This is a genomic window from Shewanella xiamenensis, from assembly GCF_024971755.1.
Classification (GTDB): domain Bacteria; phylum Pseudomonadota; class Gammaproteobacteria; order Enterobacterales; family Shewanellaceae; genus Shewanella; species Shewanella xiamenensis.
On record NZ_CP079718.1, the window covers coordinates 1,427,017 to 1,447,961 of the forward strand.

20 protein-coding genes are annotated in these 20,945 nt (G+C 45.9%); 13 read left to right on the top strand and 7 right to left on the bottom strand.

The window, feature by feature from the left end:
• Nucleotides 1-98 precede the first annotated feature (98 nt).
• From rplU to KXJ80_RS07430, 7 genes are all read left to right on the top strand, one after another.
• Complete coding sequence (gene rplU / locus KXJ80_RS07400; RefSeq protein ID WP_011073451.1) at nucleotides 99-410, top strand: 50S ribosomal protein L21; 312 nt, start codon at nucleotides 99-101, stop codon at nucleotides 408-410.
• A 14-nt stretch (nucleotides 411-424) separates the two neighbouring features.
• Nucleotides 425-679 (top strand): 50S ribosomal protein L27, encoded by a 255-nt coding sequence (gene rpmA, locus KXJ80_RS07405; protein WP_007650346.1) that lies wholly within the window; start codon nucleotides 425-427, stop codon nucleotides 677-679.
• Nucleotides 680-892: 213 nt separating this feature from the next.
• Complete coding sequence (gene cgtA / locus KXJ80_RS07410; RefSeq protein WP_047535494.1) at nucleotides 893-2,059, top strand: Obg family GTPase CgtA; 1,167 nt, start codon at nucleotides 893-895, stop codon at nucleotides 2,057-2,059.
• A gap of 27 nt (nucleotides 2,060-2,086) precedes the next feature.
• Entirely contained in the window at nucleotides 2,087-2,848 is a 762-nt protein-coding gene (locus KXJ80_RS07415) for a threonine/serine exporter family protein (RefSeq protein ID WP_037421437.1), read from the top strand.
• Entirely contained in the window at nucleotides 2,845-3,318 is a 474-nt protein-coding gene (locus KXJ80_RS07420; RefSeq protein ID WP_037421434.1) for a threonine/serine exporter family protein, read from the top strand. Before KXJ80_RS07415 ends, KXJ80_RS07420 begins: the two co-directional genes overlap by 4 nt.
• Before the next feature lie 22 nt (nucleotides 3,319-3,340).
• Nucleotides 3,341-3,823: a type 3 dihydrofolate reductase gene (gene folA / locus KXJ80_RS07425; protein WP_037421431.1), complete on the top strand. Its 483-nt coding sequence runs from the start codon at nucleotides 3,341-3,343 to the stop codon at nucleotides 3,821-3,823.
• A gap of 196 nt (nucleotides 3,824-4,019) precedes the next feature.
• The gene (locus KXJ80_RS07430; RefSeq protein WP_037421428.1) at nucleotides 4,020-4,436 is read left to right on the top strand and encodes a DUF3718 domain-containing protein; all 417 of its coding nucleotides are present in this window, start codon (nucleotides 4,020-4,022) and stop codon (nucleotides 4,434-4,436) included.
• Between the two features lie 245 nt (nucleotides 4,437-4,681).
• Here the strand turns inward: KXJ80_RS07430 and KXJ80_RS07435 are convergent, their stop codons facing one another.
• The 7 genes from KXJ80_RS07435 to lptD all read right to left on the bottom strand — a co-directional run bounded on the left by KXJ80_RS07435 (nucleotide 4,682) and on the right by lptD (nucleotide 13,717).
• The gene (locus KXJ80_RS07435; protein WP_218738069.1) at nucleotides 4,682-6,703 is read right to left on the bottom strand and encodes a methyl-accepting chemotaxis protein; all 2,022 of its coding nucleotides are present in this window, start codon (nucleotides 6,701-6,703) and stop codon (nucleotides 4,682-4,684) included.
• A 97-nt stretch (nucleotides 6,704-6,800) separates the two neighbouring features.
• Entirely contained in the window at nucleotides 6,801-7,625 is an 825-nt protein-coding gene (locus KXJ80_RS07440) for a symmetrical bis(5'-nucleosyl)-tetraphosphatase (RefSeq protein WP_055648547.1), read from the bottom strand.
• Between the two features lie 21 nt (nucleotides 7,626-7,646).
• Complete coding sequence (gene apaG, locus KXJ80_RS07445; protein ID WP_037421420.1) at nucleotides 7,647-8,027, bottom strand: Co2+/Mg2+ efflux facilitator ApaG/CorD; 381 nt, start codon at nucleotides 8,025-8,027, stop codon at nucleotides 7,647-7,649.
• A gap of 52 nt (nucleotides 8,028-8,079) precedes the next feature.
• Nucleotides 8,080-8,886, bottom strand: coding sequence for a 16S rRNA (adenine(1518)-N(6)/adenine(1519)-N(6))-dimethyltransferase RsmA (rsmA, locus tag KXJ80_RS07450; protein WP_037421417.1), 807 nt, complete (start codon nucleotides 8,884-8,886; stop codon nucleotides 8,080-8,082).
• Between the two features lie 14 nt (nucleotides 8,887-8,900).
• The gene (gene pdxA, locus KXJ80_RS07455; protein ID WP_099457590.1) at nucleotides 8,901-9,887 is read right to left on the bottom strand and encodes a 4-hydroxythreonine-4-phosphate dehydrogenase PdxA; all 987 of its coding nucleotides are present in this window, start codon (nucleotides 9,885-9,887) and stop codon (nucleotides 8,901-8,903) included.
• 6 nt (nucleotides 9,888-9,893) lie between these two features.
• On the bottom strand, nucleotides 9,894-11,198 hold the full coding sequence (gene surA, locus KXJ80_RS07460; RefSeq protein ID WP_037421411.1) for a peptidylprolyl isomerase SurA: 1,305 nt from the start codon (nucleotides 11,196-11,198) through the stop codon (nucleotides 9,894-9,896).
• Nucleotides 11,199-11,419: 221 nt separating this feature from the next.
• Complete coding sequence (gene lptD / locus KXJ80_RS07465; protein WP_218738070.1) at nucleotides 11,420-13,717, bottom strand: LPS assembly protein LptD; 2,298 nt, start codon at nucleotides 13,715-13,717, stop codon at nucleotides 11,420-11,422.
• Nucleotides 13,718-13,832: 115 nt separating this feature from the next.
• Here lptD and KXJ80_RS07470 point away from each other — a divergent pair, with 115 nt between their 5' ends.
• The 6 genes from KXJ80_RS07470 to KXJ80_RS07495 all read left to right on the top strand — a co-directional run bounded on the left by KXJ80_RS07470 (nucleotide 13,833) and on the right by KXJ80_RS07495 (nucleotide 20,877).
• Entirely contained in the window at nucleotides 13,833-14,924 is a 1,092-nt protein-coding gene (locus tag KXJ80_RS07470; RefSeq protein ID WP_099457592.1) for an aminoglycoside phosphotransferase family protein, read from the top strand.
• Entirely contained in the window at nucleotides 14,921-15,592 is a 672-nt protein-coding gene (murU, locus tag KXJ80_RS07475; protein ID WP_218738071.1) for an N-acetylmuramate alpha-1-phosphate uridylyltransferase MurU, read from the top strand. The genes KXJ80_RS07470 and murU overlap by 4 nt, the downstream gene beginning before the upstream one ends.
• Nucleotides 15,593-15,685: 93 nt before the next feature.
• A complete protein-coding gene (gene djlA, locus KXJ80_RS07480; protein WP_011621706.1) occupies nucleotides 15,686-16,474 on the top strand; it encodes a co-chaperone DjlA in 789 nt (262 codons plus the stop codon).
• 55 nt (nucleotides 16,475-16,529) lie between these two features.
• Nucleotides 16,530-17,174, top strand: coding sequence for an outer membrane beta-barrel protein (locus KXJ80_RS07485; RefSeq protein ID WP_218738072.1), 645 nt, complete (start codon nucleotides 16,530-16,532; stop codon nucleotides 17,172-17,174).
• Nucleotides 17,175-17,219: 45 nt separating this feature from the next.
• Nucleotides 17,220-18,173 (top strand): D-2-hydroxyacid dehydrogenase, encoded by a 954-nt coding sequence (locus tag KXJ80_RS07490; protein WP_218738073.1) that lies wholly within the window; start codon nucleotides 17,220-17,222, stop codon nucleotides 18,171-18,173.
• A gap of 496 nt (nucleotides 18,174-18,669) precedes the next feature.
• Nucleotides 18,670-20,877: an SEC-C metal-binding domain-containing protein gene (locus tag KXJ80_RS07495; protein WP_218738074.1), complete on the top strand. Its 2,208-nt coding sequence runs from the start codon at nucleotides 18,670-18,672 to the stop codon at nucleotides 20,875-20,877.
• Nucleotides 20,878-20,945: the final 68 nt, after the last annotated feature.

Consider the following 20,945-nt stretch of genomic DNA (forward strand, 5'->3'; position numbering starts at 1 on the left):
TTCGCGTAAACTCCGCGCCCATTGTCAATAAAGTTTTTGTAGCATCCTGCCCCCAAGAATGTGGGCCAGCATGTTAGGAATATCGGAGTAAAATAGCTATGTACGCTGTTTTTCAAAGTGGTGGTAAACAACACCGTGTAGCCCCTGGCCACACAGTTCGTTTAGAAAAATTAGAAGTTGCTACTGGTTCAACTGTTGAATTCGATCAAGTTTTACTGATCGCTGACGGTGAAAAAGTGCACGTTGGTGCTCCTTTAGTGGCTGGCGGTAAAGTCGTTGCTGAAGTAGTAAGTCATGGTCGTGGCGAGAAAGTAACTATTGTTAAGTTCCGTCGTCGTAAGCACCACGACAAGAAGTTGGGCCACCGTCAGTGGTTCACCGAAGTTAAAATTACTGCTATCAACGCATAATAGGAGTCTAACTCATGGCACATAAAAAAGCTGGCGGTTCTACTCGTAACGGCCGTGATTCAGAAAGTAAACGTCTAGGTGTTAAGCGCTTTGGCGGTGAATCAGTTCTAGCTGGTAACATTATCGTTCGTCAACGTGGTACTAAATTCCACGCTGGTGTAAACGTGGGTATTGGTCGCGACCACACTCTGTTTGCTCTGACCGACGGTAAAGTAAAATTCGAAGTTAAAGGTCCTAATAACCGTAAGTTTATTAGCATCGAAGCTTAATTTTCGAGTCTAGCTTATACTGTAAAGCCCCGCCTTTGGTGGGGCTTTCTGTTTTTTGTGCTTCTACTTACCTACGTTTCTGGAGCGATTTGATAAATCTTTATCAAATTAAGGGCGTTGACTGGTAAGATTGGGAGCAAGTATCTCGAGTTTTTTGGCGACCGATGAAGTTAAACGGTATAATTCCTTCATTCAGTGATGCCAGGAGTAAGTATGAAGTTTGTCGATGAGGCAGTAATTAGGGTCGAAGCAGGCGACGGCGGTAGCGGTTGCGTGAGTTTCAGACGCGAAAAATATATCCCTGATGGTGGTCCTGATGGTGGTGATGGTGGTGACGGCGGCAGTGTGTATCTAGAGGCCGACGAAAACTTCAACACCTTGATTGAATATCGTTTTGAACGTTTCCACATGGCTGAACGCGGTGAAAACGGTCGTGGCCGTGATTGTACCGGCCATAGCGGTAAAGATTTGATTTTAAAAGTACCTGTGGGTACTCGTGCGATTGATCATGACACCGAGGAAGTGCTTGGTGATTTAACTACCCATGGCCAGAAGTTATTAGTGGCAAAAGGTGGTTTCCATGGTTTAGGCAATACTCGCTTTAAGAGCAGTACAAACCGTGCGCCACGCCAGAAAACCTTAGGTACACCGGGTGAAGTGCGTAGCTTAAAATTAGAACTGCTATTGTTAGCCGATGTTGGCTTGCTTGGTATGCCTAATGCGGGTAAATCGACCTTTATTCGTGCAGTGTCTCGTGCGACACCTAAGGTTGCGGATTATCCCTTTACGACATTAGTGCCTAACCTCGGTGTGGTTAACCCACGTCCAGGCCAAAGCTATGTCATCGCAGATATTCCTGGTTTGATCGAAGGCGCGGCAGAAGGTGCGGGTCTGGGTATTCGCTTCTTAAAGCATTTAGAACGTTGCCGTATTCTGTTACATATCATCGATATCGAGCCAATTGATGGCACAGATCCTGTCGACTCTGCCCGTGCAATCGTCGGTGAGCTTGAAAAGTATTCGCCAAAACTGGCAAGCAAACCTCGTTGGTTAGTCTTCAATAAGGCAGATCTACTGCTCGAAGACGAGCTAAAAGAGAAGGTTGACCGAGTTGTTAAAGAGCTTGGTTGGGAAGGTGAGGTTTACACTATTTCCGCCTATGGCCGCGATGGTACTAAGGAATTATCGACTAAGCTGTGGGATTTCATCCAAAGTCTTCCTCCTGAAGATAAAGATGCAAATCCAGACGATGAAGTCGAATTCAAGTGGGATAATTATCATCAAGCTAACATTGAGTCCGTCAATGAAGATTATGATGATGACTTCGACGATGACTTTGATGATGATGACTATGATGTTGAAGTCATCTACCAAAGATAATATCCATATCTAAGTTTTGAGAGTTTCGTGTACGCAGATACTCAAAATGATATTACTCGGCAAGTTGTGCGGGTTGCACAACTCTTGCTGGCCTACGGTGCTGAATCTGATTTAGTTGAAGAAATCAGCCAGCGCCTAGGTCAGGCCTTAGGCTTAGCAAGTATCGAGCTTTCTATTTCCTCCAATTCCCTCGTGTTAACGAGTTTAGTTCATGGTCGCTGTATCACGACAACGCGTCGGATCCGTGAGCATGGCATTAACATGACCATAGTGTGTGAGTTACAACGTATTTGTTTACTTGCAGAAAAAGGCCTCTATGGCCCCAATGAAGTGCGCAAACGTTTAGCCCGCATCGAGCCTAAGACCTATCCTCCTTATCTTGTTATATTGATGATAGGCTTATCCTGCGCGAGTTTTTGTCATCTCTTTAATGGTGATGTCGCGGCTTCTATTATTACCTTTTTCGCCTCTGCGGTGGGAATGTCGGTGCGCCTTGCGATTGCAAAGCGGCATTTTAATTTGCTGGTGAATTTTGCGGTGACGGCATTTGTCACTAGCATGTTGGCGCAGACGGGTTATGTATTCAACTTGAGTGAGACTCCGCAGGCGGCTATGGCGGCCAGTGTATTAATGCTGGTGCCGGGATTCCCAATGATCAATGCGATTTCTGATATGGTTAAGGGGCATATGAACGTGGGCATTTCCCGTTGGGGACATGCAACATTACTGACGGTTTCTTCGGTCATTGGGATTACAATCGCAATGCAACTTGGTGGTATTTTTCTGTGATGGAATTACTGACTATTTTGCTACACGATGCCTTTTTCTCAGCGATCCCTGCCATCGGCTTTGCCATGGTATTTAATGTACCTAAACGCTTTTTAGTCTACTGTGCATTAGCTGGCGCAATTGGTCATAGCTCTCGCACACTTATGCTGCAATTTGGCTTACCCATTGAGTGGGCGACCTTTGCCGCGGCGGCGTTAGTGGGCACTATTACTATCGGGTTTGCAAAGCGTCATTTAGCGCCGCCGTTGATGTATGCAGTTGCTGCTATTATCCCCATGATCCCAGGTACTTATGCATTCAATACTGTGATTGCCTTAGTGCAACTCACGGCACAATCGCAGGTAAGCCAAGAGCTAACAGGCCAAGTGATTAGTAATGGGTTAAAAACAGTCTTTATTCTAGGGGCACTATCGGTTGGTTTAGCCTTGCCGAGTTTGTTGTACTTTAGAACCCGTCCAGTTATTAAATAAAAACTATTCCACAGGAGTGACCATGCGCATTGCTATGATAGCCGCGATGGCAAACAATCGAGTCATCGGAAAAGACAATAAAATGCCATGGCATCTACCCGAAGATTTACGCCATTTTAAAGCCATGACCTTAGGTAAGCCAGTTGTGATGGGCCGTAAAACCTTTGAATCAATCGGTCGACCTTTACCTGGGCGTCATAATATTGTGATTTCTCGCCAAGCGGATTTATTGATCGAGGGCGTAACCTGTGTCACATCATTTGAAGCTGCCAAAGAGGCGGCTGGCGATTGTGAAGAGTTGGTGGTCATTGGCGGTGGACAATTGTATCAACAGCTATTACCCCAAGCCGATAGGCTCTATCTAACTCAAATTAACTTAGACGTTGAAGGTGATACCTTTTTCCCTGCTTGGAAAAATGATGAGTGGCAAGAAACCGAATCCGTAGCGGCTATAAATGCTGATGGGCTGGAATATCGCTTTATCAATTTGGCAAAAAAATGTTAAATTATGTCGTTATGTTGTGTACCCTGTGCGTATGGATTGTCAATATGTCGAAGGTATTATACCGGTTAGGCGCCAGTAGGCTGAGATAACTGTGTTATCGAGAGCTATCTGAACCTGACAGGTTAATTATCGTTAGAGATAGACGCAGACCATACAAACCATAAAAAAATTATAAGAAAGTATTAAGGAGTATCGGATGCGTCTAATGCCTGTAGCCTTGGCTGCACTAATCGGATTTAGCTATGTTTCTGTGCCAACCTCGGCTAAAGCGACTGAAGCAGATCCGCTTGTTGCGAGTATTTGTGATTACGTTAAAGCAAACGATAAAAACCGCTTACGTAAAAAATTAAAAGAAAGTCGTGTTAAATTGCGCCAAGTTTACAGCGGAATTAGTTGTGACGGCCAAAGCTTACTACGTACCGCCTATGCCGTGAATGCGAATGATGCGGGTGAGTTTGTTGCTAAGCGGTTATCCGCCAACGAGCTAAGCGTACCAGAAGCGGATGGCATGACTATCCAAGCTTGGGCTGAGGCAAATGGTCATAGTGCCAGTCCTATCACTGCAGCGGTTAAAGAACGTTTAGGTGCAGGCGCTGGCGGTGAAGAAGAGTAATAGCCTGTTTAATCATTTTCTCGCGTGCTTTTACATAGGCAAAGAATAATACGTAAAAAATGCCGAACTCAGTTCGGCATTTTTTATGGGTGTCGTTTAGGCCGTTTTTACCGAATATTGAATTGAGTTCCGAAATTGCATTTATAGCATTTGGCTGCGGGATAGCCTGATAACCTAGTTCAAGGGAAAGTGCAAGCCAAAGAAAAGGGCCGCGACAGCGACCCTATTTATACCTGAGTGTTTGCTTACACTCTAAATTCACCGACAGAAGCTTGTAGCTCTTCGGCAAGCTTAGCCACCTGATGGCTTGATTGGGCGGTTTGATCTGCGCCAATCGCGGTCTCTTCCGAAATTGCTGCAATATGTTCTAGTTTTTCAGACACTTGTTGGCTTACTAAATTTTGTTCCTGCGCGGCGTGGGCAATATGAGTGCCTGCATCATAGGCTTTATGCACCGACTGGCTGATGGTCTCTAGGGCAAGGTTGGCTTGTTCTGTTTTTGCTACGCAGGCATTGGCTTGGGCACGGCCCATATCCATCGCAGCCACTGCTTGCTGTGCCCCTTGTTGTAGTACCTCAATCATTTGTTGAATTTCACGGGTCGAGACTTGGGTTCTTGATGCTAGGCTTCTTACTTCGTCGGCGACGACCGCAAAGCCACGGCCCTGTTCACCCGCCCGCGCGGCTTCAATGGCCGCGTTCAATGCCAATAGATTCGTCTGTTCGGCAATACCGCGGATCACATCCAAAATCGACCCAATTGAGGCGCTATCCGATTGGACCTTGTTAATCACTTGGCCTGCTTTAGCCACTTCTTCCGCTAAGGCCAGAATGGTGTGTTTATTTTCCTCGGCAATAGCACGCATATGCTTAGCTTCTTGATCAGCTTGTTTAATTTGTGCGAGGGCATCATCGGCACTCATCGACACTTGTTGCGCGCTGGAGCTTAATTCTGTCGTTGCGGTAGCCACTTGATCGACTTGATTCTTTTGTTCTTGGATACCCGTGGTGGTTTGTGCGGTGATTGCAGAGGTCTGTTCAGCTGCGGCGGCAAGCTGGTTTGAACGATCTAAAATACCCGCAATTAAGCCGCGTAAACTATCGACCAAGCGATTACAGTTTTTGGCAAGTTCAGCAAACTCATCGTGACCTGAATCATCTAATTTGTGGGTTAAATTACCTGAAGCGAGCACATTCAGCGCATTGTTTACTTGGTTCAGCGAGCGTTTTAGGGGCGTGACTACGGCAAAGCTGATAATAACGGCGACAACAATTGCGATAAGCACCACAATCATAGTGCGGATACTTGCTGCATCAATTTGAGCAATGGTTTCTTGGCTCATTTGTGCCGCAACCGCTTCGATATTATTGCTCACTTCTTCCATGTTACGATCGATGATTTTAGCGTCTTTCTCAATAATGCTGAGTTGATTCGATGCCGCCAGTGCGTGGTTCAGCTGGCTCGCTTTGAGTTGCACCATAGAATCTGAGCCTTCGAGGAGTGCCAGTACTTTTTTAATATCTTGGTTAATCGATTCTAAGGTATCAGCTTCAATAATACCCCGCGCATGGCGGTTAACGTATTCGAGCTTATTTTTGCTTTCGCTAAGAATGTAATCAAGTTCCTTGGAAATGAGTTCGTGTTTACTCATTTCTTCGTTTGTCACCAAATCAGCAATGGTGGTGATGATATTCCCCATGCTGCTATCAATTGCACTGGCTGAAGCTGCAAGACTCTGGGCATCAGGGTTTTGGCTATTTTCTAAATCGATAATATCGAGCAGTACCGATGAGGCATCATCGGCGGCATTTTCGAGTTTCTTTTTTAAATTGATAAGCTGTTCTTGTTTGCTTAACGCGGCTTCTCGCTCGGTAAGCATGGCCAAACTATCCCGCTCAAAGGTAGAAAAGCTTGTATTTAATTGAGAAATCAATGATGACAAGTTGTTTTGCTTTTGAACAAGCTGGTTAAGATTGCTGATCTCATTTTTAAACTGGGCGCTATGGTCGTTAAATACTTTACGGATATCGGGAATGAGCCGGGATTTTGGGGCATGGTAAGCGATTAATACTTGACGCTGTTGCTCACTCAGGGACTCGGTTAAATGATTGGTCGATTTTAGGGCTGGCAGGCTGAGTTCTTGCATCATCGCCGAACTATCTTTGAGGCTAATGTTCGTCAGGTAAGAGGTAAATCCTAACAACACAAGTAAAAGCGTGACTATGCTAAACCCGCCAATGACTCGGGTGGCTACATTAACTTTCATAGGATACTCCGGTTATTATTATATTATTCCGAATGAAAAGATTATTAAATTCAGGGCTTAGACGCACTGTCGTTTATCGACCAAAGTTAAGGTTAGTTTAACTCTTTTTTAACTTTTTTTGGGTAATTTTTTGGTCTTTTTCAAGATGCCATAGGGTGAGGTGTTCTCCCCAGCAACAGCCTGTATCGAGTGCTTTTAACTTAGGATCTTTCACTTTTCCCATCAATGCAGCCCAATGTCCAAACACTAATGTGTGACTTTGGCGTAATGCCGATGTAAATTCAAACCACGGGCGAAGCTGTGGATTACTGCAATTTTCTGGTGGCTGTTTACAATCAAAATCCAAATGACCATCGATATACAAATAACGCATGCGGGTCAACGCATTAATACAAAATCGCAGCCGATTTATACCAATAGCACTTGGGTCCCAACGTTCTTCGGTGTCGGTATACATTTGGCGAATGAGTGCATCGAGATAGTCATTTTGCTGTAGGGCTTGGCTAACCAGTTGGGATTCTTGCTTTAATTGTTCTAACGACCACTGCGGCGGTACGCCAGCATGGGTCATGATGACGTTATGTTCTGGCAACTCCCGCATTAAGGGTTGCTGCCTAAGCCAGTCGATAAGGCTCGAAATATCCGGTGCGTTTAATAGTGGTGTGAGGTTATCACTGGGTTTATCCCGCTTAAGTTTGCCATGCAGGGCCAGTAAATGCAGATCGTGGTTCCCGAGAACCGTTTTACCCGCATCACCTAGAGATTGAAAAAAGCGCAGTGTCGCTAATGAATCTGGGCCTCTAGCGACAAGATCACCCACCGCCCACAGTTCATCGCGGGATGGATTAAAGTCGACCTTAGCAAGTAATTTTTGGAGTTCGGCAAAACAGCCTTGGACATCACCAACAAAATAATGGGCCACAGTATCCTTTCTTAAATTAAATCAGTGTAATAAACCAGGGGTCGCTAAACGGAAGGGCTTAATGGTTGCCTTAAAACGTTCGCCAGATTCGCTGACCATACCATAAGTACCATACATAATGCCAAGAGGCGTATCGAGTACTGTGCCACTGGTATATTGGTAGGCGGTATTGGGTGGAATGCTTGGTGTTTCGCCGACAACTCCTGCACCTTGTACTTCAGTCATTTTGCCGTTCGCGTCGGTAATGATCCAGTGACGGGTTTCGAGTTTTGCGGTCTGCTCACCGAGGTTGATAATGGTGATAGTGTAGCTAAAGAGGTATTTCTGATCCTCTGGCGAGGATTGTTGTTCAATATACTCGGTTTTGACTTCGACTCGGATAGAGTTATCCAATACGCTCATGTGAGTTCCTACAATGATATTGGGCACCTAAGTGCCCATCAAACTTAACTGCTTAAGCCTGCTTATCACATACCATATTCGCCATTGCAACATATTGTTCAACGGAGATTTGTTCTGGACGCAGGTTGTGATCGATACCTAACTGTTCGAACTCTTCATCACTTAACACTTGTTTGAGGTTATTACGCAGTGTTTTGCGGCGCATATTGAATGCTGTGGTACATAGCTGGCGTAGCACATTCACATCTTTACAGGGGAAGGGTTTTTCAGCATAGGGCAAAAGGCGCACTACCGCAGAATCCACTTTCGGTGGCGGCGCAAAGCTATGGGGTGGTACTTCGAGTACGGGGACCACTTGGCAAAAATATTGTGCCATAACCGTTAATCTGCCATAGGCTTTCGTGCCTGGACTTGCAGATAAACGCAGTACTACTTCCTTCTGCAACATAAAGTGCATGGTTTCAATCAGTTCGGCAAACTCGAACAGATGGAACATTAACGGAGTTGAAATATTGTAAGGTAAGTTACCAAAAACTTTGAGTTTTTTACCTGGGACAACCAACTGACTAAAATCAAACTGCAATGCATCGCCCTGATGAATGGTGAGCTTATCCTTAAGTACTGGGTGATGCTGCAAGCGCTCAACCAAATCGCGGTCTAACTCCACTACGGTGAGATTGTCTATCGAGGAGGCGACTGGCTCCGTTAAAGCGCCAAGGCCTGGGCCGATCTCTACCATTACATGGTCGTTATCGGGGGCGATCGCACCCACAATGCGGTTAATCACATTGTTGTCAGTTAAGAAGTTTTGTCCGAAACGCTTTCTGGCCGTGTGGCCTAAATGTACTTTGCTACTCATTAATATCTAATCGTTTAGTTTTTTGAGGATAACTCAATGGCTTTATTCAAGGCGCAGACAAAACTGCCGATATCGGCTTTGCCAGTTCCCGCAAGATCGAGCGCCGTACCATGGTCAACCGAGGTACGGATATAAGGTAAACCCAAGGTAATGTTTACCGATTTGCCAAATCCTTGTGACTTTAGAACGGGTAAGCCTTGGTCATGGTACATGGCCAAGACGACATCCGCGTCCTGTAAATATTTAGGTTGGAACAGGGTATCGGCAGGGAGGGGGCCGACAATGTTCATTTGAAACTCATTACGTAGTTCATTGAGAGCGGGAATAATCACATCGATCTCTTCACGCCCTAAATGTCCATCTTCACCCGCATGGGGATTTAAGCCACAGACATAAATCTTAGGCGAAGCAATGGCAAACTTGCTGATAAGGTCAGCGTGTAAAATCTTGATAATATGATGTAAGCGTTGGCGTGTAATGGCTTTAGCAACATAAGCCAGTGGAATATGAGTGGTCACCAGTGCCACTTGTAAACCTTGAGTTGCTAACATCATCACTACATCGGGGCAGTTAGCCTGATGGGCAAAAAACTCGGTGTGACCACTAAAGGAAATCCCTGCTTGATTGATGATCCCCTTATGCACTGGGCCGGTGACAACGGCATCAAACTCGCCACTCATGTTCTTTTCACCCGCGTAACGCAGAGTCTCAACCACATAGGTACTATTTTGCTCATCAAGTTGCCCACAAACGGCTTCAGTGACGAGCTTGAAGGGGGCGATTGTCAGCGTACCTGCTGCTTGAGGTTTTGGGGCCTGATCTGGCAAATAGGGGCGAAAGGTAACATGAAGGCCAAGTCGTTTAGCCCGGCTGGCTAATAATTCAGGATCCGCACAAACGACTAACTCAGCAGGCCAAGCCTGCTGAGCCAGTTGCACGACTAAATCGGGGCCGATACCCGCAGGTTCTCCGGGGGTAACGGCAATACGTTTAGTGGTCAATTTACCTTAACCTCGATTAGACTCAGGCTGAAAGACTTCAATGTATGCGTCGGCACGCATTTCGTCTAGCCAGTTTTGCAGTTCTTCGTTAAATTTGCGACGGAAAATCAGTTGGTGCGCACGGTTAGTGTTAAATTGATCCGTGGCATCGGTTTTTCTACGCTCTTCTAACTGAGTGATATGCCAGCCGTGGGTAGTGCGGAAAGGCTCACTGATCTGATCTGGGCTTAAACTATTAAGTGTCTGCGCAAATTCTGGCACATAAATACCTGGCTCTGCCCAACCTAACTCGCCCCCCTTAGTCGCTGAACCCGGATCTTCAGAGTATTGACGGGCTAAATCTTCGAATTTAGCTTCGCCTGAACGAATTTGCTTCAGGAACTGTTCTAACATGGCCTTAGCGCGATCTTCCGACAGAATTGGCGATGGCTTGAGCAGGATATGACGCGCTCTCACTTCTTCAATTTCTTTGGTTTGCAAACCACGAGCATCCATAATCTTGATGATATGGAAGCCAGCACCGCTTTTAATTGGGCCGATAATATCGCCTTTTTTGGCGCCATTAATGACTTCAGCAAACAGGGTTGGCATCTCGTTGATGTTCATATAATCCCAAATACCGCCTTCAAGTGCTTTAGGGCCAGATGAAGAGGCGATAGCGGTGCGGCGGAAATCCTCACCACTCTTTAAACGTTCAAGCACGGCATTGGCGCGTTTGCTTGACGCTTCGAGTTGTTCACTAGTGGGATTATTGGGTACATCAATAAGGATATGGCCGATTTGGTATTCGACGTCCTTCATGCCTTGCTCTTGGATCAGTTTCACTAGGCCAGTGATTTCCTGTGGTGAAACTTGGATACGGCGTTGTACTTGAATACGTTGGATTTCACCTAAGGTGATTTCTTCACGCAGTTGCTCACGGTATTGGCCGAAGCTTAAGCCTTCGCTCTCAATTTTTTGTTGCATTTGCGCCACGGTCATTTTTTGTTCGCGCGCAATGTTTTCAATTGCTTGGTCTAACTGTAGGTCACCAATATGTAGACCAATGCGATCCGCCATTTGTAATTGCAGACGAGTCAAAATTAATCGCTCGATAACCTGGGTGCGCAGTGCACTGTCGGAGGGTAACGATTGATTCGCGGCCTTAGCATTGGCTTTAACCGTGTCAATCATATTGGTGATTTCACTTTCGAGCACAATACCGTCGTTGATTTGAACGGCAACACGGTCGAGTGGCTGGGGAGCTGCCATGGTTGGCTGGCTGATAGCGAGTGCAAATAAAGCAAAAATCAGATGTTTACTGGGTTTCATCCACAAAATCCTTGGCACGTTCTAAGGTCAGATTCGACGGCTTATTTAAGTTAACTTTACCATTTATATCGAAATTACAGTGAGTTGCCTAAATGTTCTTTTGTTGGTAACTCTTAAAAGATGCGTCACTCAATTCAGTTATTGGGTGAACGCACAGCTTTCATTAACTTGTTTGGACTCTCAGTCCTTGTTGAGGTTCAGCAATCTACCACAATTCTTTGCTAATTCCTCAGATAAAGCGGTTTTCTGTAGTTAAACAGACCATCATTGAGCATATCCGTTACACCTAATGGACCAGAACCACCGAGCCCTTTGATGACTAAGTTGAGGTACACACCACGCTCAAATTGCTCGCGCTCATCGATAATGGCTGAGCCGATGTTGTCATCGTAGTTGGTTTTAATGCGATAGTGATAACTGAGGCGAATTGCATAACAGCATGATTCATATTGGAAACCTGTATAGGTTTCTATGCTACGACTCTCGTTGAGGTCATAGTACCAGTTGCCAACAAAATAGAGGCTGTCATTGATAGGCCAAGCTCCGCGAACACCTGCTTGGGAGATATTAACCAAATCGTTAGTGTTGGAGTTCAGTAGATCGGGTACATAACGATAGCTTAATTGCAGTAGTTTGTTGGCTTCAGGACGGAAGTCTAAGGTGACTTCGGTCTTTTTATTGTCACTGGTGTTGGTATCGTACTGAATGGCCGCGCCTAAATACCAGTCTTGGCTTAAACGAGTATCTAACTCGGCCGCCAATACTGAAGTTGATTGATTTTGCTCAAAAATATTATCTTCATAGCCTAGCTTACTGTCTTGAAGATAGAAGATTTGTCCGAGACTGAATTTGGTCGCTTCTTGGTTATGGTCATCGAAGAAACGAGTTGTAATACCAAGGGTCACTTGGTTGGCATCGGCGATACGGTCAAGGCCAGAGAAGCGGCGATCTCGGAATAGACCAAAGTAGTCGTCCTGCAATTGGGCGGTATCGTAAATACCAATGCCCCGTTGATCCTCATAACCTACATACAGATACTGGAATTGAGGTTCGAGTGTTTGGCGATAATTTTGCTCAAATAGCTCGGTAAAACGTTCGAAGTTGATTTGTCCGTTGATACGCACCTGAGGAATGGTACGGCTTACAGTGTCATCTAAGGTATCAAATTTAGTGTTATTTTTGTCCTGCCAATAGTTAGTTTGCATTAACTTTAATTGGCTAGTCAGTGAGCCTGAAGGACCATGGATTGGCAGTGTTAGGCTGGGTGCCATATGCAAACGGGTTGCCGTGTTTACATCGTCATCTTGGTGGGCAAAATTGGTCAGCTCTGAGTTAAAACCAAAGTCCAAGTTGTTCCAAAAGTCGGCGGCACGGTAGTTAAAGTTAACCTGTGGCATGACTTGGTATGGCTTTTCATCTTCGCCCAGTACTTTAATATCCTGCACCCGAGTGCTGATATCCCAATCACGTTCGAAGTAACTCACTTCGCCAATCCGTGATAATTGGTTATCGGTCGCACGGTTAACATCTGACTTTAAGTCGTTGAAATAGTTGTTATCCGAAACTTCAGTAAAGTTAGTCAATACTCGCCAGTTTTTATCGATAGCTCCCTGGTGTTGCCAGTTATACAGGTAACGATTTGGGCTGCTGCCGATCATTCGATCACTGCCTAGATATTCAAAATTCAAACGGCCATTTTGAGCTTCACCCGCGAGATAACGAAACTCAGTTTTAGTGAATAACCCGCGGTTAGTCATATAGTTTGGCGTAAATGTCAGGTCGTATTCCGGTGCAATATTCCAATAGTAGGGCGCTGACACCTCAAAACCGTTGGTGGTGCTGGTGCTAAAGCTTGGATAGAGGAAGCCTGTTTTACGTTTGTCCGAAACCGGAACCGTCATATAAGGGATGTAGAACACCGGAATATCGGCCACTCGCAGCTTGGCATTCCAGATCTCGCCCCATTCTTCTTCGCTGTTGATCTTAATTTTTTCGGCTTCAAGCAACCAAGAGACGTTGTCAGGCGGACAGGTGGTAAAGTTCGTATTGGTTAAAATCAGGTTGTTGTTTATGGTGATTTGCAGTTTTTCTGCATCACCATGCACCTGTTGCCCGTGCAGCCAATACTGTGCGCCTTTGAGGGTGGCACGATTGCTGCGCATTTGCGCCTGTAGCGAATCTGCGGTAACGGTAAAATTGCTGTCTTGGAAGACTAAGTTGCCATTAGCATCAAATTGTTCTGTGGCTTGATCGAGGATGGCTTCATCGGCAGCGATGTGTCTATCGCCTTGGCTGAAGACCACATCACCGGTAAAAATCGCTTGCTTACCCATTTCAGCTTTTGAGCGGTCTGAAGCTATTCGAATTTTTGCTTGTTCAGCCGCACTCAACCCCGGTTGAGATACGATACGAGGTACTGGCGGTTCGATTAGGCATTGTGATGCTGAGGTTGCGGGAGATTCGTCTGCCAGGACTAATTTAGGTAACAGGCTCAAGGCCAGAAGGTAACGGATCTGCATCTTAGGTCAATAATAATGATTTCTTAGTCTGGACAAGTATCGACGGGGAAAGTTGCAAACTACAAGTGCAACGCAGCAAATAAATCTCTCAATTTCTTAGCTGTTTCCAAATTATATGCCAGCTATAATAAAGCAATTTTTCTATAAGAGCCATGAAATGACTTTATCCGATCCGAGATTTATTTCCCTTAATCAGTGGCTGAACCGTTATTTTTCCTATGATGTGACCCCGATATTGATTTCGGGTGATGCTAGTTTTAGACGCTATTTCCGCGTCGTTGCGCGTGATGCTAGCTATATTGTCGCCGATTCTCCGCCCGCCTTAGTGCCTATCGCGCCTTTTATCGCCCTCGCCAGTGGCTATGCGGCGGCGGGACTGACAGTTCCAAAAGTGATTACTTCCGATGCCGAGCAAGGTTTTATGCTTCTGAGCGATCTGGGGGATACCCAGTTATTGTCTGTACTTACGGACGATAATGTCGCCGATTATTACCGCCGCGCATTGGCATTATTGCCTCAAGTCGCCTCAGTGGTTGAGAGCTTTGATCCTGTCACAGGCAACACGCAGCCCTTGCCTTTATATGATGAGGCGTTTGTGCGTCGCGAGCTGGGGATCTTTACTGAGTGGCTGTTAGAGAGGCATTTACAGCTCGAACTTAGCCATGTGGAACGCTCGCTTATAGAAGAAAGCTTTGACCTATTAGTGGAAAATGCCCTCGCTCAGCCAAAGGTGGGGATGCACCGGGATTTCCACAGCCGTAACTTGATGCTAAAAGAGGGCGAGCTGTGCGTGATTGATTTCCAAGATGCGGTGTTAGGCCCTGTGACCTATGACGCTGTGTCTTTACTGCGGGATTGCTATATCCGTTGGCCGCAAACCATGGTGCTGGAATTAATGCAGCAGCATTATCAGCAAGTGCTTGAGTTAGGGCAAATCCCAGCGCAGACATCCTTTACCCAGTACCAAACTTGGTTTGATTTAATGGGGCTGCAGCGCCATATCAAGGCCGCGGGGATTTTTGCCCGTTTACACTATCGTGATAACAAGCCCGCCTATATGGCCGATATTCCGTTAACCTTGTCCTACATTGTGGATATTGCCAGCCTTTATCCTGAGTTGGCACCGTTTTCCGCTTGGGTGCAATCGCGCGTTGTGCCTGCGTTTGCGGCCAATGAAAAGGATACTCAGAATGGAGACAAGCAATGAAGGCGATGATCCTGGCGGCAGGCAGGGGAGAGCGTTTACGCCCATTGACTGACTCTTTACCAAAACCCCTAGTACCAGTGTTAGGTAAGCCGCTGATTGTGTACCATATCGAGAAGTTAGCGGCGGCGGGTATCGTGGATATCGTGATAAATCACGCTTGGCTTGGGCATAAGCTGGTCGAAACCTTAGGCGATGGTCACGACTTTGGGGTCAAGATCCAATATAGCGCCGAAGCATCGGCACTCGAGACCGGTGGCGGAATTAAACAAGCCATGCCTCTGCTGATGACGGATGAAGACTCGGATGCGCCGTTTTTAGTGCTCAATGGTGATGTGTTTATCGATGCCTTGCCGACGATTGTCCCCTTAGCGGATACAGCTCTAGCGCATTTGTGGTTGGTGCCGAATCCCGAGCAACATCCTAACGGCGACTTTGCCTTGGAACAGGGCCAAGTACGTGAACAGGGTGAGCAAAAATACACTTTCTCTGGCATGGGCTTATATCGCCCATCATTATTTGACGGCACGCCGGATGGTGCCTTTGCCCTTGGGCCTTTGCTGCGGGCTAAAATGGCCGATGGCCTGATCACCGGAGCACACTTTAATGGACTCTGGTGCGATGTTGGGACGATTGCGCGTCTGCAAGCATTGGAGTCAGCGCTAGCGTAATGGCATATCGACTAACGTTTAGCGCCCTGAGTGAACGGTTTCACTCGCAATGTCGATTGAGTGACTGAATAAATTATCAAATTGGGAATTAAGATGCGCCTTTGGGGTAAGTTTTTTGGATTTGTTATCGGGTTTATGTTTGGCCGTATTTTCGGTGCGCTACTGGGCTTATGGCTTGGGCATCTCTACGACAAGCGCGCTGGTGGTGGCGCCAGTTTTAGTCAGATCTTAGGTCAAGCCAAGAATCGACAGGGGATATTCTTTAACACCACCTTCGCCGTGATGGGCCATGTGGCCAAGGCGTCGGGTCGAGTGACTGAGACCGATATTCGTATCGCGACTATGTTGATGGACCAGATGCGCTTAACGGGTGAAGCCCGTAAAGAGGCGCAGCAGGCGTTCCGTGAGGGTAAAGAGCCAGACTTTGACCTACGTAGCAGTCTGCAAGCCTTTCGCGCCGTGACCCAAGGTCGCCAAGAACTGGTGCAAATGTTTATCGAGATCCAAATTCAAACAGCCTTATCGGACGGTGAGCTCGATCCCGCTGAGCATGCAATCCTGATGACTGTGGCCCAAGAGTTAGGTTATGGTCGTGGGCAACTCGATGAATTACTTAAACGTTGGCAAGCGGAATACCGTTTCCACCAGACTTCTAATGGAAATAAAACCTCGATTACCGACGCCTATCATTTGCTCGGCATTAATGCCGAGGCGACGGATCAAGAGGTGAAACGGGCTTATCGCAAGTTGATGAATGAACACCATCCCGATAAGTTAATCGCTAAGGGATTACCACCCGAGATGATGGAAATTGCCAATCGTAAAGCGCAGGACATCCAAGCTGCGTACGACAGGGTGAAATCGGAGCGCGGCATGCGCTAACGCTTCGGTTAACGTTGTCGACGCAAGGAATAATAACGACAGATAAGGGATTAAGATGAAACACGTTAACCGATTAACTGTGATTGCTGGTTTGTTGCCGCTCGCTCTCGCATTACCAACCTATGCCGAACCCGAGCTGTTTGTCGCCCCCTACGGTGGTTATAGCTTTGGTGGTAGCTCGTTCGATATCAATGAACTCGATGCTAACAAGGCTGAAACCGATAATAAGCAGAGTGTGGGTATCGAAGAGGCGAGCCATTACGGCATCATGTTAGGGATTGGCACTAACGATCCCGGCAATATTTACCTGCTCTACAGTCGCCAATCTTCCGAGCTGAAAAGCGGTGGCCTGTTTACCCCTGACTTAGTTGCCTCCTTAGACGTGGACTATATCCACCTTGGCGGTACCTTATTTTTCCCAAGTGGCGATTTTCAGCCCTACATTACCGCCAGTGCCGGGGTGACTCGGATGATGCCCGATGATTGGTCAACGGAAACCCGTTTCTCCATGGGCATTGGTGGTGGCGCCGAATACCGCATGACGCAAAACTTCGCCCTGTTTGCGGATCTGCGTGGCTACGCCACCTTTATCGACAGTGACAGCTCACTTTTTTGTAATGAAGACCAATGCCTATGGCATGTCACATCGGATGTCATGTGGCAAGTGCAAGCCAATATTGGGGTCAAACTCAGTTTTTAATTTCTCAGCTTTCGGGCAAGGTGCAAACGCAGTTAAGAGGTAAAGATGAAAATAGTCGTACTCGATGGTGAAACCTTAAATCCTGGGGACCTAAGTTGGCAGGCTATCAGCGAATTGGGCGATTTTAGCTGTTTTGCCCGCACGCCCTCGGCGGAGATTATCCCCCGTGCTCAGGATGCCGAGATTGTGCTCACCAACAAGACCCCCCTCGATGCCAACACCTTAGCCCAATTGTCTAAGCTTAAATATATCGGCGTGCTCGCCACGGGCACTAACGTGGTGGATCTCGCCGCCGCAAAAGAGTTAGGCATAGTGGTCACCAACGTACCCGCCTATGGCCCCGATGCCGTCGCGCAAATGGTGTTTGCCCATATTTTGCATCACACGCAAGCCGTTGCGGCGCACCATCAAGCTGTTGCCGCAGGGCAGTGGAGCAATTGCAGTGACTTTTGTTTTACCTTAATGCCGCTGCAATCCCTCAAAGGCAAAACCTTAGGCTTGATTGGTTATGGGGATATTGGCCAGCAGGTCGCTAAACTCGCTTTAGCCTTTGGCATGAAGGTATTAGTCAATACCCGCACCGAACCTAGCGATTTACCTCAAGGCGTAAGTTGGACATCCCGTGATACGGTATTTAAAGAGTCCGATATTCTCTCCCTCCATTGTCCTCTCACTCCTGAAACAACCGAGCTAATTAATGCCCAAACCCTCGAATTAATGAAGCCGCAGGTGCTACTGATCAACACCGCGCGCGGCGGCTTAATCGATGAGGCCGCGCTTGCGGCCGCATTAACGCAGGGCAAAGTTTTTGCTGGCGTCGATGTTCTCTCAACCGAACCACCGAGTGCCGATAATCCGCTACTAACTGCGCCCAATATCAGTATCAGCCCCCACAATGCTTGGGCGACCAAAGAGGCGCGGCAGAACCTGCTCAATATCGCGACGGCAAATCTCAGCGCTTATTTAGCTGGCGAGCGAGTTAATTGGGTGAATCCCTAAGGCTTATGGGGTAGCTTGTTCCTGTAGGAAACGTTTTCATTCCAAAGAGATGCCGTTGGAATTGAAGAGGGGGAAAAATGTGTTGGATAGTTCCCTTAACGGCATAAAATTTGGGGGAGACGATATTTAAGTGCTGAGTTATAGGTGAGCCATGGCATTCGCTTACCGACACGCAGCGAGTCCGTCCGTGGATGCTCGACCGCCCCGTCTGATGTGAATGGATTCACGAATGCCGCGGTGGCATGGATGCCAAAGAGCGGCCATGGGGCGGACGGTCGTCTCGCAAACTACCATAGCTCACCTGTTTAGCATTGGCGTAGTCTGTAAGTTTTAAAGAAATACGAAGCATGCTTTGGGACAGAAACGAGTCTGTATAATTGCTGTAATCCCGTGGCTATTGATTAAATAACTAATGAAAAACAAGGCCTTCTTCTAATTGATATGCTTCAGTATGTGTTAATTTGAGTATAAGTAACCATACACATCACAGAACACTATGAGAACAGAGCAAGAAATTTTTGATGAACTAGAGGTAATTGCTGCCCAAGAAGGTTTCTGGGAAGTTATAGCTTTTTTCTGTTGGAAAGACACTTTTATTCATTTTTCTGGTGAAAAGTTGGACCCTGAAGCCTTCGCGCAGGCATTTGATAGAACTCGCTTATCCAGGACTGAGCTTTCAACACTCATTGGTTTAGCGTGTAAAAGCGGATTCAGAGATAAGCAATTGAGCTTAGGTGAATTAAAGGAAAGAGCGGAACATGTCTGGCATCTTCTCGATGAATTACATAATAGCTTTTATCCACCACTAGACTTTGCAGCCTTGTCCGAAAAGTTTGGTACCAAGGATGGTGATGATATGCCTAATTTTGGTGAGTTCATGCGAGAACTAGCTCCAAATAGTGATAAAAATCACTTTATGCGAGAAGCTATTTTTTACGGAGGGGATGGGGTTTTTAAACATCAATATAGAGATTTAGCCAAGCGTAGATATTCTCTTGATGAGGATTGGGTTGAGGCAAACAAAGGGTTCAAAATCTCTCAAGCAGTTGATGTTATTTCGGCTATTGAACAAATTCAACTAGAAAAAGCTAATCAGTTAGCCTCTTCAGCGAAAAGCTGGCCATTGCCATACCACCTCCCTATGTTCATTTTTACTATCTCTGAAGTTTTAACACGAAGTGGTTTAGGCGAAGAGGTTGTCGTGGCTGTGATCGCAGCTTTATCAGCCAAGCCCGAAGAAGGAATGCAATGCTTTAAATCTGTGGATGATTTTAATCATAAGAATGCGTTTCCTATAATAAAAATTGGTGACGACACCTTCGTCAGTTTTCAAGCCTACAGTTTATGGGAAGCTCTTTATGAAAGCCCATTCTTTTGGTTTAACGAAGACAAAGCTTACAAGTCTATTGCAAGCAAACACAGAGGTGCTTTTACTGAGGATTTTACCGCTGAACGCCTAGCATTAGTATTTGGCGGAGAGAACGTTTTAACCAATATCGATATCTTCGATGGTAAAGACAAAGCTGGCGAAATTGACGTTTTAGTTACATTTGGTCGTTTCGCGATAGTAGTGCAAGCCAAGTCCAAGAAGCTCACGATTGAAGCTCGTAAAGGTAATAGCCAGCAGCTTGAAGACGATTTTAAGAAAGCGATTCAAGACGCTTATGACCAAGCTAGCTTGTGTAGCAAACTGTTGCAAAAAGAAGGTTATATTTTCAAAGATGAATCTGGCAAAGAAGTTAATATTCAATCAGATTTCAAGACGATATTTCCTGTTTGTATCGTATCAGACCACTTCCCTGCTCTTGCTGCGCAAGCGCGACACTTTCTAAAATATCAAACAACCAATGTAATAAAACATCCTTATGTAATGGATGTGTTTTTAGTTGATATGATTACGGAAATGCTACCATCTCCCCTCTGGGTTCTCGATTACCTTCTTAAACGGAGTGACTATGGTGATTCAATCCTTTCTAATCATGAACTAGTAATTCTTTCAACTTACATCAAGCAAAACTTATATTTTGAGGAAGAACCGACACTAGTTGTTCTTGAGGATGATATTTCCACAGATCTTGAATTGGCCATGTTAGCCAGAAGAGATGGTCATGATGGCCCAAAAACTCCCGAAGGTTTTCTCACATGTCCTAGAAAGTCTCATATTGGAAGGATTATCGGCGATATTGAGTTTTCGGCAGATTATTGTCTTCAGAAGCTAGGATTACACCTTCTATCTATGAGTGGTAATAGTATCGATCTACTCAATGAAGCAATTTCAAAGATGATTACTCAGTTTAAAAAAGACCATCAGCACCATGATATATCTCTTCCCTTGTTAGAGGAAAAAACTGGTTTAACCGTCCATTGTAATGAAGATGACAATGATACTGCCTACAAGAGACTAGTTACACATTGTGAGAAGCGAAAATACACATGCAAAGCAGAATCTTGGGTTGGATGTTGTTTTAGCCCAACTAAAGATAAATTCCGATTTGCTTCATACCACGAAGGCAAATGGAACCAATCAGATGAAATGGATAGGTTAGTTGCGGATCTGAAGCCTATTTCACCAGAGCATCACATAGAAGACGTAAGAAAAATTTCCTTTGGTAAGCAGCCGCAGATAGAAGGTAGAAAAGTTGGAAGAAATGAACCTTGCCCATGCGGGAGTGGTAAGAAATATAAACGATGCTGTATACCATAATTCTGATTTAGTGGTAAAAATCCAGTCGTTTGTGAGCCTCGCATTCATCGCGAGGCTTATTCGTATTA